Genomic DNA, 14,247 nt, shown 5'->3' on the forward strand with positions numbered 1-14,247 from the left:
CATGCGTGCCTCCAGGCGGACGCAGGCGCGGCTCAATTCGCGCCAGATTTGCCTGGGACCGTGAAGATGAATACGTTGGATGCCACGCCGACGCCGCAGGCGTTGATGGCGGCGACGCGAATGTCGTAGGTTCCTGGCTCGAGGCCGGCTGTCAGACTCGTGCCTGCGCCGGGCGACGTGATCGTCGTGGGCCCGGAGGGGCCGGCGCCGACCACGCGATAGTAGTCGGCGCGCGAGCCACCGGCTGGCAACCAACTGATCGTCGTCTCGCCATTGATGGTTGACGGCGGCAGCAGGACGGGCTCGAGTGGCGCGGCGGTGCAGACAGTCGTCGCTGGCACCGACACTTCGTTCGATGGCGCGCTCACCGTCGCACCGCGCACGGCGCGCACGCGGACGTAGGACGTCGTAGCGCCCGCGGGATAGGTCACGCTCGGCTGCGTCGTCGTGAGCACCGCCGCGTCCGCTCGTCCTGGCCCGCCGCCGATTTCGACCTGATAGAGAGCGTCGACGCCTGGCGCGGGTGTCCAGGTGGCCGTGATGAACCCGTCCTCGATGACGGCGAGCGCGCCGCTGGGCGGGCCGCTGGCCGACCAGGATCCGGCAGCCGCGACTCCGGCTTCATTGGACGGTGGACTCAACCCGTCGGCGAGCACCGCGAAGACCGTGAAGTAGTAGGACCCCGGCGGCAACGCGGGAATCGTGTACCGATTCGACGCGTCCGCTGTCACGATGACCGGCAGCGTCGAGGTGTGTGGCGCCGTTCCGCCGCTGATCGCGTAGCGCACAGGAGCCGCGCCGCGCGGTCCGATCCAGGTCAGGACGACACCGCTCCCGCTGGCAGTTGCGACGAGGTTGGCAGGCTGGGCGGCCTCGCCGCCATCAGCCGCTGGCGCGCTGGCCACTGCGCTGCTCGAAGCTGCGCGGGCGCCTGGCACGGGCTCGATCACGGGGACCTTGTTGCCGCTGGCGCTCGCGCGCCAGTCGTGCAGCGTGTTCGGCCCGACCGGGACCGGCGCTGCGCGGCCGGCGGTGTAGAGCTCGGCGCTGCCGGTCGTGGACCATTCACCGACAATGCCTCCGGCCATCAAGACGTTGCCGTCATCGACCAGGGTGGCCGTGTGCCAATAGCGTGGGGTGGCCAGGCTCCCTCCCGCGGAGAACACGCCAGTTTCAGGATCATAGAGTTCGGTGCTACCGAGAGCCCCCCAGCCTTCCTGATTGGCTCCCGCGATCAAGACCGTTCCGTCGCGGAGCAGCGTGGCCGTGTGTCGTCCCCGGCGCGTCGTCATCGTGCCGGTCGGCCTGAAGGCCTCAGTCGAGGGGTCGTATACTTCCGCGCTGCCAATCGCGCCGAACACGAGGCCACCGGTAACCAGGACCGTGCCGTTGGCAAGCAAGGTCTGGGTGCCCGCTTCGTACTCCCGGGTTGCGATCATGCTGCCGGTCGCGCTGAAAACGCCGGTTCGAGGATCGTAGAGTTCAGCGAGGCCGCTGGTCCACGTGACGAGGACCCGACCGTCCTGGAGCAGAGTAGCGGTCGGATGGACGTAGTCTTCTCCGGTGGAGGCATTGATGCTGACGGGCGTTCCGGTTGCGGCGAACGTGCCGCTCGCAGGGTCATAGAGCTCGGCCCTCAAGTCGAGCGGTGCACCCTTGCCCCGATATTCCGCGCCGGAGACGATCAAGACCTTGCCACTGCCGAGCAGGACCGCCGAGTGGTACAGACGAGCGGCGACCATGATCCCCGTCGCCGTGAACGTGCCGGTCGAGGGGTCGTACAACTCCGCGCTGCCGACTTCTCGATAGAAAGGGGGGTCGTGTTGCCCGCCCGTGATCAAAACGCGACCATCAGTAAGGAGGGTCGCAGTGTGAAAGGCACGGGGCGTGGTCAAATTGCCTGTGGCGGTGAAGGTTCTCCTGGAAGGGTCGTAGAGTTCGGCGCTGATTGCACGGTCAGCACGTGCTTGGTACCGGGACGAGAGCGAATCGCCACCGACGATCAAGACCCGACCATCAGGGAGCCGGGTAGCGGTATGGCTGTGACGGTTCGCGGCCATGTGGCCGGCGCCGGTGAAGGCGCCGCTTGCCTGTGCCCAAGCCCTCCCTGTTCCCGGGGTAGATAGCAGTACCAGCACGGCCAGGGTCTGGCTCACTCGCTGCACCCCAGGCACCACGATCGCGAGTGCCGACGCGCGCGCGCAGGTCAGCAGCGACTGGCCCATGTGTCGATTTCGAGACCAGAGGTCGTCGTCTGGCTTTGACCGCATGCGGCTGAGAATAAGCTGCCCCGGATTGAGCGCAGAGTAGCAAGGGGTTGAAAAGGGGTTGGAGAACCCCCGTTGGCCGCAGTGGATGGCGTGCGACGATGGGTACTCCTCGTTGACGCACCGGATTCTGCGGCCATTCCCGAGACGCCGTCGTTCACTTGTTCCCGAGACGCATGTGCTGAAGCAGGTCGTTCCAGCGAGGGTCTGCGTGAAGCGCGTCGAAGTCGGGATCGGCCTTGATGAAGGGGAACCAGTCTTCACGCTCGTCCACCGCACGAAAGAGCAGCGTGAACGCGGCGTCGTGCTCGCCGAGCGCGGCGTGCACGACAGCTGCCCCGCCGGCGGCACCCTGAAGGCCTGGAAGCAGCCGGCGGGCATCGCTCCCGCGACCCATCCGCGCATAGGTTCGAGCGATCCGCGCGCGATAACCAGGCGTCAGATCCGCCGCCAGCTCACCAGCCTGTTCGTAGAGCCGCAAGGCCTCGTCGTAGCGTCCGATCAGCGCGTAGACATCTGCCAGTCGGGCATACGACACGCCATTGCGCGGCTCCAGCTCTATGGCCCGATTCAGGCGCTCCCTGGCCTCGTCGAAACGACGAGCACGATAGAGAATCCGGCCAAACGTCGATTGCACGTGCGCCGACAGCGGATCCAGGTGTGCGGCATGCTCGATCTGCGCCACCGCTTCCGACAGTCGTCCCATGGCCATCAACAGAATCGCATACACGTAGTGGGCGTCCATGCTGTTCGGCTCGAGCTGGACGGCATGCTCAATGGTCGCCTCCGCCCCCGTCCAATCCCAATCGAATATGCCCTGCACATAGGCTTGCGCCGCGTACGCCTCCGCGAGGCGGTCGTCACGCGCCAGGGCCTCGCGCGCCGCGTCCCTCGCCGGCGCTGCCACCTCTTTGAAACTCAGAGGACCAAGAACGCCTCGCATCCACCACGCGTGCGCGAGGCCGGCGTACGGCGCGGCGTAGTCCGGAGCGATGCTGATGGCGCGATGGAAGTGCTCGATGGCGCGCAGCCGGTCCTCTTCGATGAATTTCCACAGGAGATAGCGCCCGAGCAGGTATTCCTGGTGAGCTCTCGGATCGACCGTTGGCGCCGACGCCAGACGGGCGCGCTCGTCCGGCCTGATCTGCACGCGAATCTCGTCGGCGACCGCCCGCGCAATGTCGTGCTGCAGTTGAGGGAGGTCCGCCGCGTCTCGTTCAAAGTCACGGGCCCACAGATGGGTGTCAGTGGGTGCATGAACGAGTTGAATGGAGACCTTCACGCGCCCGTCCTGGTACCGGACTGACCCTTCGAGCGCCGCATCCACCTGCAACTCCCGTCCGATGGCGGGGAGTGATACCCGACGGCCCTCAAAAGCCATCGCCGAGGTCCTGGAGACCACACGCAACGCGCGGATCTGCGCCAGCGTCGCAGTCAGTTCTTCGGTCACGCCGGCCACCAGGTAGGCCTGGGCCGGATCGCCCGAGAGGTTGTCGAGCGGGAGCACTACCAGCGACGTGACGTCTGGCGATGCCGAAGGCGTCACTCGGCCTTGCGCGAAGCCGAACACGATGGCCGCGACGGCGCACACAATCACGCTGGCGACCGCTGAGACCCAACCGAGCCACGGGCGCGGCCTTGCGGTTGGTGGTGGTTGACTCGTCGGCAGCTGCAACGCGCTGCCGTTCTCGGCGTCCGCACGGGGTGGTTCAGCGACGCTGGCAGATGAGCGCCAAGTCTCCTCGCCAACGTGCCGGGTGCGGGTTCGCTGCCACGCATCGAGCTCGGATCGAAAGGCGTAGACCGAACCCTGCTTGTCGTGCACGTGCCGCCGGATCGGCAGGCCCTCTCGGTGTTCCCAGCGCTGAACCGTCGTGACGTCGCGGTTCAGGTAGGCAGCTACGTCCTTCCAGGAGTCCAGCCGATCCGAGGTGCCCCGACTGGGCCCGCTCGATGCCGCCGGCGAGGGTCCCCTGGTCATCTGGTCACTCCAGTGCGAGCACCGGTCGCTTCGGATCCGGTTCCAGCGACCGGCCGTCCGGACGGCAAAGCACTGCAATCCACGGCATCTGTGGAATGCGTTGCCTTGCCGCTTGATCGACACGTCCCGGCGAACGAGGCTGACTGCACGAACGCGGCCGATATCGCTCGTTCCACATTAGGAAACGCGGATCGATCGTGACGTCTCTTGAAACGGAGCCCCAGCATGACGCGCCTTCACCGGAGATTCAAGGCCGTTGGCCCAGCCTTCCTCGTGTGCCTTGCCATGCTGTCGGCCTCTCCCGTCGAGACCGCCAAGCCGTTTGAGGCGTGGACGGCCCCGGTCAACCTGGGGGAAGACGTCAACTCGGCGTTCAACGACTTTCTCCCCGAGCTGTCCAGCAATGGCCTCAGTCTCTATTTCGCCTCCAACCGCCCGGGGCCATTCGGTGGAGAAGACCTCTGGGTCTCACGGCGCGCGAGCCGCGACGCCCGCTGGGGGACGCCGGTGAATCTCGGAACCCTGGTCAACACCAGCTTCAATGAACGCTCGCCGGCCCTTTCGCGCGACGGTCACCTGCTCTTCTTCGCAAGCGACCGTCCAGGTGGTGCGGGCAGCCTCGACATCTGGGTCTCGTGGCGAGCCCACACGCACGATGACTTCGCGTGGCAGCCGGCGGTCAATCTCGGCACAGGGGTCAACGGGGCCGCCGGCGATTTCGGGCCGAGCTATTTCGAGAACGACGAGATTGGCATACCCAATCTCTTCTTCGCCAGCAGCCGACCAGGCGGCGTCGGAGGCGTGGACATCTACCGGAGCGAGCTTCTGCCCAGCGGTTCGTTTGGGCCGGCTTCTTCGATCCCGGTGCTCAACGCGCCTGAGAACGACTTCCGCCCGACCATTCGGCCCGACGGACTCGAGCTGATCTTCGACTCCAGCCGCCCAGGTCCGCCCGACGTGTCGGGGCTCGGCCTTCGGGATCTCTGGGTGTCGGCACGCTCCTCGGTGTCGGCCCCCTGGTCGACGCCCGAGAACCTGGGATCCGTGGTGAACGGTGCGTTCAACGACATGCTCGCGGCGCTGTCGTCTGACGGGGAAATGCTCGTGTTCACGTCGGATCGACCTGAAGGGTTTGGGGGCAACGATCTCTACATCACCACGCGGTCCGGGAGATGACCGCCAGTTCTGTGGACCCATTGGCTTTGGTCAAGCTCACCGCGTTGATGGCGCGCACCAAAGGTCGCGCCGAAGTGACGGTCGGTGTCATCGATGGGCCTGTTCGCATGCAACACCGGATTTGACCGCCGACCATCTCCGTGACGTGTCTGGCTCACAGGGCGCGGTTGAAGCAGTGATACGCCGGGTCGAGCTTGGATGAACGCAATCTGAGGGCGAAGCCTTACGGCCGGCTACCGCTCCGAGATTCTCCTCGAGACGGGGAACCACGCAAGGGCGAGCTGTGTGTCCGCCGCCCCGGCGCCGGGCCATGTGCCGGCGCGGGCGGCGACTAGCGCATGCCTGACTCCTGGCTCGTTCCCTGCGTCGACGCACTACTACATTCTGAACTCCTGCCCAATAAAGCCCGTAGACTCGAGGAGGGGTTTCATGAACAGCAAATACAAATACGTCGGCTTGAGCATGAGTTTGGGCCTCTGTTTCGGAGTCGCACTGGGAACGGTCCTGCACAATGTAGGCGTGGGGATCGGTCTTGGCGTCTCACTTGGCCTGGTTTTCGGCGCGGCATTGGGCATAGCACCCGACGCGGCACCGGCCCACAAGAAGGCGGCATTACACAAGCCCCTGCCCCATCCGTTGGGTTTGTTCGAGCGGTAAACTGACGTTCCTCCGACCCTGACCGCACCACCTCCGCGCAGGCTTCGCCCGCCGCGAGGCAGGTCGAATCCACCCTCTCCGCCACACACCTCCACCGTCTCGGCGACCGCCTTGCTTTCCTGAACGCGAATTTCGCCAGAAATCTTTCACCGCCGCCCGGCGGCGTACAAACCACCGGACGGTGGTCGGTGCAATTGCGCGCGAACCCATTCGACCGCAAGGTTCGCTCAAGGCCTGCGCTACAGGAGCGACAGGGTTCGGCTCCTTCGTCCCATCAACGCCAGGTAGATCACAGCGCTCAGCGCGAAGGTCACAAACCACGCGTACGTGTAGAGCGTGTCGAGCAAGCCCGGATCGGCCACCTGCCCACCCGGTGTGGTCGCCGCGCGTGCGAACCCGGGCAGCACCGGCAGCACCGCAAGAACCAGCGCTGCGATCGCACGCCAGTTCACGCCTCCCTGATACGTGTAGCGCCCGTCGACGGCGAACAGATCCGGCACCGACAGCTCGCGCCGGCGAAGCACCCAATAGTCGGCGATGAGGATGCCGCCTATGGCGCCCATCAGGCTCGAGTAGCCGATGAGCCACGTGAAGATGTACGCCGCCGCATCGGCATACAGCTTCCACGGCATCATGACGATGCCGAGGACCGCCGTGATGAGGCCGCCCATCACGTAGCTGACGCGGCGCGGCGCGAGGCTCGAAAAGTCGTTGGCCGGCGAGACGACGTTGGCCGCCATGTTGGTCGTGAGTTGCGCGGCCAGGACCACCAGAGCGCCGGCGATGACGACCGGTGCGCTGCCGATGCGCGCGATGAGGACGACCGGGTCCCAGATGGCCTCGCCGAAGAGCACGATCGTCGCGCCGGTGACCGCCACTCCGATGAATGCAAATCCCGTCATCGTCGTCGGCAGTCCCATCAGTTGACCCAGGGCTTGCGAGCGCTGGCTGCGCGCGTAGCGGGTGAAGTCCGGGATGTTCAGGCTCAGCGTCGCCCAGTAGCCGACGTTGGCGGTGAGCGCGGCAGGAAACAACGTCCAGAAGGGCGTCCGCACCTGCTGCAACCGGGAGGACTCGCCCAGGATGCGGCCCAGGCCGCCGCCCGCGTCGATGGCCCACAGCAGCAACGCCACCCCGCCGCCCAGCAGCAACGGCGCCGACCAGCTTTGCAGCAGCCGGATGCCTTCGAGGCCGCGCAGGATGATGCCGACCTGGATCGCCCAGAACGCGGCAAACGCGATCCACACGGCGCCGGGCACAGCCGACCAGCCTGGCCAGGCGGCGCGCAACAAGGTATCCAGCGCCAGCCCGCCAATCCACGTCTGGATGCCGAACCACCCGCACGCGACAATCGCGCGCAGCGTGGCCGGGACGTTGGCGCCCTTGACGCCGAAGCTCGCCCGGCACAGCACGGGGAACGACACGCCGTACCTCGTGCCGGCATGGGCGTTGAGGATCATGGGCACCAGCACGACCGTGTTACCCAGCAGGATCGTGGTCAGGGCCTGCCACCACGTCATGCCCTGCTGCATCAGCCCGGAGGCAAGCGTGTAGGTCGTGATGACCACGCTCATGCCAATCCAGAGCGCGGCGATGTTGTAGGTGGACCAGGTGCGCTGATCGGGCCTGGTCGGCGCGAGGTCGGGATTCCAGAGCGGGCTCGTCGAAAAATCGTCCGGGCCGGGCATCACTCGTGGGCGGTGCCGGCGTGCTCGGCGTAGCCTTCGGCATCGTGCCCGCCGAAATACTCCTTCGAATCGGGGCGGCCGATCTGCGAGTGCGTCACCACGCGGTCGCGCCGCAGGCCGCGAATGTCGTCGACCGACGACCAGCCACGGTCAGCGTGCCGCTCGAGGAACTCGGCAAGGCCGCGCGTGAGGCCGGCGATGATGTTGGGGCCAATCGCGTGGTCGAGCATTGCCGCCGTGCACACCTGCACGGTGCCGCAGCCGAGCAGGAAGTAGTTGAGCGCGTGAGCGAACTCGGCGACGCCGCCGATGCCGGAAAATGCCTTGTCGGGAAATGCCTGCGTGAGCTGCGCCATCTTGGCCATCGACAGGGGCAGGATGGCCGGGCCACCCAGCCCTCCGCTCGAGACGTACCCGTCCACCTGCATCTCGAATTCGAGCGTCTCGGGGTCGATGAGCGGCAGCGACGGAAAGGTGTTCGACGATGAGATCGCGTCGGCGCCGCCGAGGAACGCGCCGCGGGCCTCCTCGACGATGTCGGTGGTCGACGGCGTGAGCTTGGCCCAGACCGGCACACGTGCCACCTCTTTCACCGCCTCGACGACGATGGAGATGAGCTGTTGATCCTTGCCGATGTTGCTGCCCATGTCCTTGCGGTCCATGTGTGGGCACGACAGGTTGAGCTCGAGTGCGTCGGCGCCCTCGTCCTGGCAGGCCGTGGCCAACGTCTGCCAGTGCTGGAGCTCGCGGTCGCTCCCCGAGCCGGCCATGATCGAGGCCACCAGCACGCGCGTAGGATGAGCCTGCTTGATCCTCGCGATGCGCGGCACCCACCAGTCGAGCGGCTTGTCCGAGATGAGCTCCCAGTTCCACGACGAGTGCAGCGCCGTTCCCTGGCGCTTCTGCATCGACAAGTGCGGCGAGTCGGGCGTCGCGCGCAGGAACTTCGTCTTCGGGCCGCGGACATTGACCACCGGATGCAGGCCGATGGTCTTGGTGACGACGCCGCCCCATCCGGCGTCGAAGGCGCGCATGATGTTGCTGTCCGATTCGGTCGGCGGGGCCGACGACAGCAGGAACGGGTTGTCGAAACGCAGGCCGGTGAAACTGACCGAGAGGTTGGCGGCCATGGTCGGCTCCTTCTCGCGCAGACGGTAGCATAATGGGCGTCCCCGGAGGAGGTGCGTGATGGCGGAGGCGGTCGAGACCCTCTCGAATTTCGTCGGCGGACGGTGGATTCCAGCGACCGCCACGAGTTTTGTCGACGTCCACAATCCGGCGCGCGGCACCGTGATCGCGCGCGCGCCGCTGTCGACCTCACGCGACGTCGAACTGGCTGTCGCCGCCGCGACCGGCGCCTTTGCCGGCTGGAGCGAGACGCCTCCGGTGGTGCGTGCGCGGGCGATGTTTCGCTTCAGGGCGCTGCTCGAAGAGCACTTCGAGGAACTGGCCCGGCTGGTCACGACCGAGCACGGCAAGACGCTGGACGAGTCGCGCGGCAGCGTGCGGCGCGGCATCGAGTGCGTGGAAGTGGCCTGCGGCGGGCCGTCGATGCTGATGGGATACGGCCTCGAGAACGTCTCGCACGGCATCGACTGCACGGTCATGCGGCAGCCGATTGGCGTGTGCGCCGCCATCGCGCCGTTCAATTTTCCCGCGATGGTACCCCTGTGGTTCCTGCCCTTCGCAGTGGTGTGCGGCAACACGTTCGTGCTCAAGCCCTCCGAGCAGGTACCGCTCTCGCAGGCGCGCATGTTCGAGTTGCTCCAGCAATGCGACTTGCCGCCGGGTGTCGTCAACCTCGTACACGGCGGGCGGGAGGTCGTGGAGGCCATCTGCGATCACCCGGGCATCCGATCGGTGTCCTTCGTCGGCTCGACGCCGGTCGCGCGGCTCGTCTACCAGCGCGCCACGCACGCCGGCAAGCGGGTCCAGGCGCTGGGCGGCGCGAAGAACTTCGTGATCGTGATGCCCGATGCCGACCTCGATCGCAGTATCCCCATCATTTCCGAGTCGTTCTATGGCTGCGCGGGCGAGCGGTGCCTCGCCGGCAGCGTGCTCGTGCCCGTGGGTGAGGCCCACGCCCCGGCACGCGATCGGTTGATCGAGGCCGCCGCAGCGCTGAAGGTTGGCGACGGGCTCGAGCCCGGCGTCGGCATGGGGCCGGTCATCAGCCGACCGCATCACCAGCGCGTGGTGACCTACGTCGAGCGTGGCGTCAGCGAGGGTGCGCGCCTGGCACTCGACGGCCGAGAGACTCGCGTGCCCGATCGGCCTGACGGCTTCTTCATCGGTCCTTCGGTGTTCGATGAGGTGAATCCGGCCATGGCGATTGGCCGCGAAGAGATCTTCGGCCCCGTGGCGTCGGTGTGCCCTGTGACGGATCTCGACGCGGCCTTCCGGTTGATGGACGCGCACCCCAACGCCAACGCGACCTCGATCTTCACCAGCAGCGGGAAGGCGGCGCGCGAGTTCAGCCATCGCGCGACGGCGTCGATGGTCGGCGTCAACATCGGCGTCGCCGCACCCATGGCGTATTTTCCATTCGGCGGCGCGCGCGACAGCTTCTTCGGGGACCTCAAGGTGCACGGCCGCGATGCCTTCGAGTTCTACACGGACAAGAAAGTCACCATTTCACGGTGGTTCTAAGCATGTCCCGAAATGTCCGCTGCGGCCTGATTCAGGCGGCCTCGCCCATCACCGATCCAGCAGTGCCGATCGCCGAGGTGCGCGACGCATCCATTGCCGCGCACATCCCGTTCATCGAGGAGGCCGGCCGTCGTGGCGTGCAAATCCTCGGGCTGCAGGAAGTGTTCAACGGGCCCTACTTCTGTCCGTCGCAGGATGCGCACTGGTACGACCTGGCCGAACCCGTGCCCGGCCCCACTACCGAAGCGATGGCGGCGTACGCGCGCAAGCACCAGATGGCGATGGTCGTGCCCGTCTACGAGCGTGAGCAGGCCGGCGTCTACTACAACACCGCGGCAGTCATCGACGCCGACGGCAGCTATCTGGGCAAGTACCGCAAGAACCACATCCCGCACACCAGCGGGTTCTGGGAGAAGTACTTCTTCAAGCCGGGCAACCTTGGCTACCCGGTCTTCAAGACGCGCTACGCGACCATCGGCGTCTACATCTGCTATGACCGCCACTTTCCCGAAGGCGCGCGCCTGCTGGGCCTCAACGGCGCCGAGATCGTCTTCAACCCGTCGGCCACGGTCGCGGGGCTGTCGCAGTATCTCTGGAAGCTGGAGCAGCCGGCGCACGCCGTCGCCAACGGGTACTTCATGGCCTGCAGCAACCGTGTCGGCATCGAGGCGCCATGGAACATCGGGCGCTTCTACGGCTCGTCCTACTTCGTCGATCCGCGCGGCAACTTCCTCGCGACGGCGTCCGAAGATCGCGACGAGCTGATCACCGCCGACCTCGATCTCGACATGATCGAGGACGTCCGGCGGGTGTGGCAGTTCTACCGCGATCGCCGCCCCGAAACCTACACGCCCATGGCGGAGCAGCTTCCGTGAGCCTCCTGATCAAGAACGGCACTGTCGTCACCGCCGTGGATCAGTACGTCGGCGACGTGCTGATCGAGGGCGAGCGTATCGCCACCATCGGCTCGTCTCTGTCGATGCCGGTCGACAGGACCATCGACGCCTCGGGCAAGCTCGTGCTGCCGGGAGGCATCGACGTGCACACGCACCTGGACATGCCGTTTGGCGGCACGACGTCAGCCGACGACTTCGAGTCCGGCACCATCGCGGCCGCGTTCGGGGGGACGACCTCCATCGTCGATTTCGCGATTCAGTACAAGGGCCAGACGCTGCATCACGCCTGGGAGACGTGGATGCACAAGGCCGAGGGCAAGGCCGCCATCGACTACGGCTTCCACATGATCATCACCGATCTCACCGATCAGGTGGAGCTCGAGATGGACGCGCTGGTGGGGCAGGGCGTCACCTCGTTCAAGCTCTTCATGGCCTATCCGGGCGTGTTCATGCTCGACGACGCGAGCATCTTCAAGGCACTGCTGCGCACCGGGAAGAACGGGGGCACCATCTGCATGCACGCCGAAAACGGTGGCGTCATCGACGTGCTCGTGAAGAAGGCGCTGGCCGAGGGCAAGACCGCGCCGAAGTACCACGCGTTGACCAGGCCGGTCCGTGCCGAGGCCGAGGCGACGCATCGCGCCATCGCGCTGGCCGAGATGGCCGACGTTCCCATCTACATCGTGCACCTCTCGGCCGCCGAGGCCCTCGAGATGGTCACCGAAGCACGCGACCGCGGCCTGCCGGCATATGCCGAGACCTGCCCTCAGTACCTGTTCCTGTCCGACGACAATTACGAGGAGCCGGGTTTCGACGGCGCGAAATACGTGATGAGCCCGCCGCTGCGGCCGGCGGCAACACAGGACCGGCTATGGCGCGGCCTGGCGTTCAACGACCTCCAGGCGATCTCCACCGACCATTGCCCCTTCTGCATGAAGGAGCAGAAGTCGATGGGGCACGGCGACTTCTCGAAGATTCCCAACGGCGCGCCCGGCATCGAGACGCGCATGAGCCTGGTGTACGACGGCGGCGTTCGCACCGGTCGCATCTCGCTCAACCGCTTCGTCGAGTTGACATCGACGTCGCCGGCGAAGATCTTCGGCCTGTTCCCCCGCAAGGGCACAATCGCGCCAGGATCGGACGCCGACATCGTGATCTTCGATCCGGAAAAGACCACCACGCTGTCGGTGCACTCGCTGCACATGAAGGTCGACTACAACCCGTACGAAGGGCGCCAGGTGACCGGCGTGACCGAGACCGTCATCTCACGTGGCCGCGTCGTCATCGACAACGGGCGGTTCGTCGGTCGCGCCGGCGCCGGCGCCTTCATCAAACGCAGCGCGCGATGGTAGGGGACATCATGAGCGAGATCCTCGACGAGTTCGAGCCGATCAGAGAGTTGGCCGAAGTCGCCGGCCTGATCGACCCTACTCCCAAGGCCGTCGATCCCGAGCCGATTCCTGTGTCCGAACCGCCCGCTGCCAGCAGTCAGCAGGATCGATCATGCCGACCAGCCACGCCCCAGCGACCATGACAGGCGACGAAATCGTCGCGCTGTCCAGGCAGCACACGATCTTCGAGTGGTCCGCGCAAGGCGCCGTGGACCCCATCCCCGTGGACCGCGCCAAGGGTGTGTATTTCTGGACACCTGAAGGCAAGCGCTTCCTGGACTTCAACAGCCAGTTGATGTGCGTGAACATCGGGCACGGCGACCCGCGCGTCGTGATGGCCATCCAGGAACAGGCGGCGAAGCTCCCGTACGCCAACCCCTTCATGGCCACCGAGGTTCGGGCGCGGCTTGGCGCGAAGCTGGCAGCGATCACGCCCGGCGACATCGACTGCTTTTTCTTCACCAACGGCGGCGCCGAGGCCAACGAAAACGCCATCAAGGCGGCGCGCTGGTACACCGGTCGCCACAAGATCCTGGCGCGGTACCGCTCGTATCACGGCGCGACCGCCGGCACGATCACGCTCACCGGCGATCCGCGGCGCTGGGCCGCCGAGCCAGGCATCCCGGGCGTCGTGCACGTGCCCGATCCGTATCACGGCATCCAACGCGGCTGGGATCCGGTCGACGACGCGCTGGCGCGGCTCGAAGAGGTGATCCAGCTCGAAGGCGCGCACACCATCGCCGGCTTCATCATCGAGCCGGTCACGGGCACCAACGGCATCCTGGTGCCGCCGGACGGCTACCTGCAGGGCGTCCGCGCGCTCTGCGACAAGTACGGCATCCTCCTGATCGCCGACGAAGTGATGTCAGGGTTCGGCCGCACCGGTGAGTGGTTCGCCGTGGACCACTGGGGCGTCGTACCCGACATCCTCACGATGGCCAAGGGGCTGACGAGCGCGTACGTGCCGCTTGGAGCCGTGGGCCTGCGCCGCAAGGTCGCCGACCACTTCCGCGACAAGGTCTTCGCCGGTGGCCTCACCTACAACAGCCACCCCCTGGCGTGCGCCGCCGCGCTGGCGACCATCGCCGTATACGAAGAGGATGGCCTGGTGGCACGCGCCCGGCAGATGGGCGAGGTCATGGCGGGACTGTTGGCCGACCTGGCCGCGCGTCACGTGTCGGTCGGTGCCGTCCGCTCGATTGGCCTCTTCGGCATCGCCGAACTGATTCGCAACCGGCAGACTCGCGAGCCCATGGCGCCGTTCAACGGCACGTCACCCGAGATGGCGGCGCTGAGCCGGTTCTTCCGGCACGAGGGGCTCTACACGTTCGTACGGTGGAACACGTTCTTCGCGAATCCGCCGCTCTGCATCACCGACGCCGAATTGCGCGAGGGCTTCGAGATCATCGACCGCGGCCTGGCGGCTGCCGACGCCGCCGTGGCGTAAGGGCACGTGCCCGTGGGCGTCGATCCCGTTTCGGCGCGGCTGCAGGATCGCCCGGAGGGCGGCGCGTGTGTGTCGTTGATCGTCGGCCAGAGTCG

The 14,247-nt window shown here is 66.4% G+C and carries 11 protein-coding genes; 7 read left to right on the forward strand and 4 right to left on the reverse strand.

What is annotated here, in order from left to right; genetic code table 11:
• Nucleotides 1-32: 32 nt before the first annotated feature.
• The gene (locus LuPra_RS04500) at nt 33-1,784 is read right to left on the reverse strand and encodes a hypothetical protein (protein ID WP_110169641.1); all 1,752 of its coding nucleotides are present in this window, start codon (nt 1,782-1,784) and stop codon (nt 33-35) included.
• A 640-nt stretch (nt 1,785-2,424) separates the two neighbouring features.
• Complete coding sequence (locus LuPra_RS04505) at nt 2,425-4,248, reverse strand: tetratricopeptide repeat protein (RefSeq protein ID WP_110169642.1); 1,824 nt, start codon at nt 4,246-4,248, stop codon at nt 2,425-2,427.
• A 225-nt stretch (nt 4,249-4,473) separates the two neighbouring features.
• Here LuPra_RS04505 and LuPra_RS04510 point away from each other — a divergent pair, with 225 nt between their 5' ends.
• Both LuPra_RS04510 and LuPra_RS31575 read left to right on the forward strand, forming a co-directional pair.
• Nucleotides 4,474-5,424, forward strand: coding sequence for a TolB-like translocation protein (locus LuPra_RS04510; protein ID WP_110169643.1), 951 nt, complete (start codon nt 4,474-4,476; stop codon nt 5,422-5,424).
• Between the two features lie 429 nt (nt 5,425-5,853).
• Nucleotides 5,854-6,081, forward strand: a complete 228-nt coding sequence (locus tag LuPra_RS31575) for a glycine zipper domain-containing protein (protein ID WP_157898726.1) — start codon at nt 5,854-5,856, stop codon at nt 6,079-6,081.
• A gap of 239 nt (nt 6,082-6,320) precedes the next feature.
• On the opposite strand, the gene LuPra_RS04515 is transcribed toward LuPra_RS31575, so the two are convergent.
• A complete protein-coding gene (locus tag LuPra_RS04515; RefSeq protein ID WP_110169644.1) occupies nt 6,321-7,769 on the reverse strand; it encodes an NCS1 family nucleobase:cation symporter-1 in 1,449 nt (482 codons plus the stop codon).
• Entirely contained in the window at nt 7,769-9,022 is a 1,254-nt protein-coding gene (locus LuPra_RS04520; RefSeq protein WP_157898727.1) for an NAD-dependent dihydropyrimidine dehydrogenase subunit PreA, read from the reverse strand. Before LuPra_RS04520 ends, LuPra_RS04515 begins: the two co-directional genes overlap by 1 nt.
• Between LuPra_RS04520 and LuPra_RS04525 the strand changes: the two genes are divergently transcribed.
• Genes LuPra_RS04525 through LuPra_RS04545 form a run of 5 tightly spaced genes read left to right on the forward strand, consistent with a single transcriptional unit; the run spans nt 8,958 to nt 14,152 of the window.
• Nucleotides 8,958-10,418, forward strand: coding sequence for a CoA-acylating methylmalonate-semialdehyde dehydrogenase (locus LuPra_RS04525; RefSeq protein ID WP_110169646.1), 1,461 nt, complete (start codon nt 8,958-8,960; stop codon nt 10,416-10,418). The two genes, LuPra_RS04520 and LuPra_RS04525, sit on opposite strands and share 65 nt — an antisense overlap.
• Before the next feature lie 2 nt (nt 10,419-10,420).
• Entirely contained in the window at nt 10,421-11,293 is an 873-nt protein-coding gene (locus LuPra_RS32965; protein ID WP_157898728.1) for a nitrilase-related carbon-nitrogen hydrolase, read from the forward strand.
• Nucleotides 11,290-12,666, forward strand: a complete 1,377-nt coding sequence (gene hydA / locus LuPra_RS04535) for a dihydropyrimidinase (RefSeq protein WP_234800723.1) — start codon at nt 11,290-11,292, stop codon at nt 12,664-12,666. The genes LuPra_RS32965 and hydA overlap by 4 nt, the downstream gene beginning before the upstream one ends.
• 8 nt (nt 12,667-12,674) lie before the next feature.
• Nucleotides 12,675-12,848, forward strand: coding sequence for a hypothetical protein (locus LuPra_RS04540; RefSeq protein ID WP_157898729.1), 174 nt, complete (start codon nt 12,675-12,677; stop codon nt 12,846-12,848).
• On the forward strand, nt 12,818-14,152 hold the full coding sequence (locus tag LuPra_RS04545) for an aminotransferase class III-fold pyridoxal phosphate-dependent enzyme (protein WP_234800724.1): 1,335 nt from the start codon (nt 12,818-12,820) through the stop codon (nt 14,150-14,152). The genes LuPra_RS04540 and LuPra_RS04545 overlap by 31 nt, the downstream gene beginning before the upstream one ends.
• Nucleotides 14,153-14,247: the final 95 nt, after the last annotated feature.

It is taken from the genome of Luteitalea pratensis, from assembly GCF_001618865.1.
GTDB lineage: Bacteria > Acidobacteriota > Vicinamibacteria > Vicinamibacterales > Vicinamibacteraceae > Luteitalea > Luteitalea pratensis.

What these genes read in the sequence shown, in the direction of transcription:
- LuPra_RS04505 (WP_110169642.1), bottom strand. Translation starts at nt 4,248, where the DNA reads ATGACCAGGGGACCCTCGCCGGCGGCATCGAGCGGGCCCAGTCGGGGC.
- LuPra_RS04510 (WP_110169643.1), top strand. Translation starts at nt 4,474, where the DNA reads ATGACGCGCCTTCACCGGAGATTCAAGGCCGTTGGCCCAGCCTTCCTC.
- LuPra_RS31575 (WP_157898726.1), top strand. Translation starts at nt 5,854, where the DNA reads ATGAACAGCAAATACAAATACGTCGGCTTGAGCATGAGTTTGGGCCTC.
- LuPra_RS04515 (WP_110169644.1), bottom strand. Translation starts at nt 7,769, where the DNA reads ATGCCCGGCCCGGACGATTTTTCGACGAGCCCGCTCTGGAATCCCGAC.
- LuPra_RS04525 (WP_110169646.1), top strand. Translation starts at nt 8,958, where the DNA reads ATGGCGGAGGCGGTCGAGACCCTCTCGAATTTCGTCGGCGGACGGTGG.
- LuPra_RS32965 (WP_157898728.1), top strand. Translation starts at nt 10,421, where the DNA reads ATGTCCCGAAATGTCCGCTGCGGCCTGATTCAGGCGGCCTCGCCCATC.
- LuPra_RS04540 (WP_157898729.1), top strand. Translation starts at nt 12,675, where the DNA reads ATGAGCGAGATCCTCGACGAGTTCGAGCCGATCAGAGAGTTGGCCGAA.
- LuPra_RS04545 (WP_234800724.1), top strand. Translation starts at nt 12,818, where the DNA reads ATGCCGACCAGCCACGCCCCAGCGACCATGACAGGCGACGAAATCGTC.